We start from the raw sequence: 1,919 nt of genomic DNA, 5'->3' as shown, positions 1-1,919 counted from the left end.
CAAGGGCTGCACCGCATCGCGATCTCCGGGCAGGCCGCCGACGGCACCGAACTGCCCGACGCCATCGCGTACCTCCACGTCGCACCGGCGGTGTCGGTGTCGACCGAACCGGCGGAGCTGCACCTGCCGCAGGCCGCCCCCGTCACCTTCCAGGTGCGGCTGACCGGCAACGACGCCCAGGAGCTCGACGCCGATGTCTCGCTGCGGACCCCCGAGGGCTGGCACGTCGAGCCGGCGACCCGCACGGTGCGGGTCCCCGGCGGCGCGAGCGCCACCACCACCTTCACCGTCACCCCGCCGCAGGATGCCGCCGGTCCGCAGACCCTCACGGTGCTGGCCCGGGGCGGATGGGGCGGCGCCGACCACCGGCCCGCCGCCACCGTCCACCGGGTCGTCGCCCGTCTCGGCACCGTCGACCTGGCCACCGGGGAGTTCGCGCTGGCACCGGACCGCTTCGGCGACTTCACGACTGCCTTCCCCGACGGCGTCGACTTCACCGTCGGCTCCAGCGATCCCGCCACGGCGTGGAGCTACATCCACCCCGGCCCCAGCGACGGCTGGGCCGGCGCCGAACCGCACACCTTCACCCTCCGTTTCGACCTCGACCAGCCGCCCGCCACCGACCTCGCCCTCACCGCCTGGCTCGTCGACACCCAGGAGTCCGGAACGTCGCTGCGGCTCACGCTCAACGACGGCCCGGACACCACCGTCAACCTGCCCGGCGGAGGCGGCGACGGCTTCCACTGGGGCGACGGAGCCGGCGGGGACATCCGCCCCACCACCTTCGACGTCACCCTCCCCGCAGACCGGCTCCGTACCGGCCGGAACACCCTCACCCTGACCAGCACAGCCGGCTCCTGGATCGTCTACGACGCCCTCGCCGTCCGGGAAGCGCCGTAGCCGCACTCCACCGTGCAGGACCAGCGCGTTCAGCTCGTCAACCGTGACCGAACGACCGACAGGGGTTTGCCATGCCTGCAAGGAAAGCCGACGCCGGAATGTCCCGCCGCCGCCTCCTGCTGTCCACCGGCGGAATGCTCGGCGCCGGCGTGGTGAGCGCCTACGGCTCCGGCAACGCCTGGGCCGACGCGCCGGGGGCGGGCGCCGCGGGGAAGGCGGGACGCGACTACGTGAAACTGGTGAACCCCTGGGTGGAGGCCGACCGGGGGCGGTTCTTCTTCTTCCAGTCGGCCAGCAACCCCTTCGGCCTGGTCAAGCTGCGCCCGGACACCAGCACCCACGCGACGTGGGGAACGGGCTACATGCGCAAGGAGAACCAGGTCAAGGGCTTCAGCCACATCCACTGCTGGCAGATCTCCGGTGTGCAGGTGATGCCCACGTCGGGCGAGGAGGTCCCCAAGCTGGAGGGCGACACCGGCTGGCAGTCGCACGTGAACCACGACGTCGGCGAGGTGGCGGAACCCGGCTACCACCGGCTGCACCTGGACCGCTACGGCATCACCGCCGAGCTGACCTGCACCGACCGGGTCGGCCTGCACCGCTACACGTACGACGGCGCCGGCCCGGGCGAGATCGTCGTCAACCTCGGCGGGACGCTGGGCGAAGCCATCATGAAGGACGCCCGGATCACCAGGCGGAACGACCGCGAGGTGGAGGGCTACGTCTTCCAGCACGGCACCAGCTACCCCGCGCACAGGAACCAGCTGTTCTTCAGCATCCGCTTCGACCGGGCCTTCGACTCCATGCACGGCTGGGCCGGCGGCGAACTCGCCGACGGCGGCGCCGCGGTCGACGAGGTCGAGGGCGACGGCGCGGGCTTCTACGTCCGCTACGGCCGCCTCGACGCGGGCGAGCAGGTGCAGGTGAAGGTCGCGCTCTCCTTCACGGGCGTGGCGGGGGCGCGGCGGAACCTGGAGACCGAGCTGCCGGGTTGGGACTTCGACGCGGTGAAGGCCGCC

The 1,919-nt window shown here is 72.3% G+C and carries 1 protein-coding gene and 1 pseudogene; both read left to right on the top strand.

Annotated elements, in window-relative coordinates; all coding sequences use genetic code 11:
• A partial coding sequence (locus tag LG396_RS38705) for a polysaccharide lyase family protein (protein ID WP_225798295.1) occupies positions 1–900 on the top strand: 900 nt, incomplete at its 5' end.
• A 71-nt stretch (positions 901–971) separates the two neighbouring features.
• A pseudogene (locus tag LG396_RS38700) lies at positions 972–1,919 on the top strand (glycoside hydrolase domain-containing protein); the annotation flags it as partial.

The organism is Streptomyces aculeolatus (assembly GCF_020400605.1).
Lineage (GTDB): Bacteria > Actinomycetota > Actinomycetes > Streptomycetales > Streptomycetaceae > Streptomyces > Streptomyces aculeolatus.
Note: the sequence above shows the minus strand (reverse complement) of the source record. Positions and strands in the feature narration are given on the sequence as shown.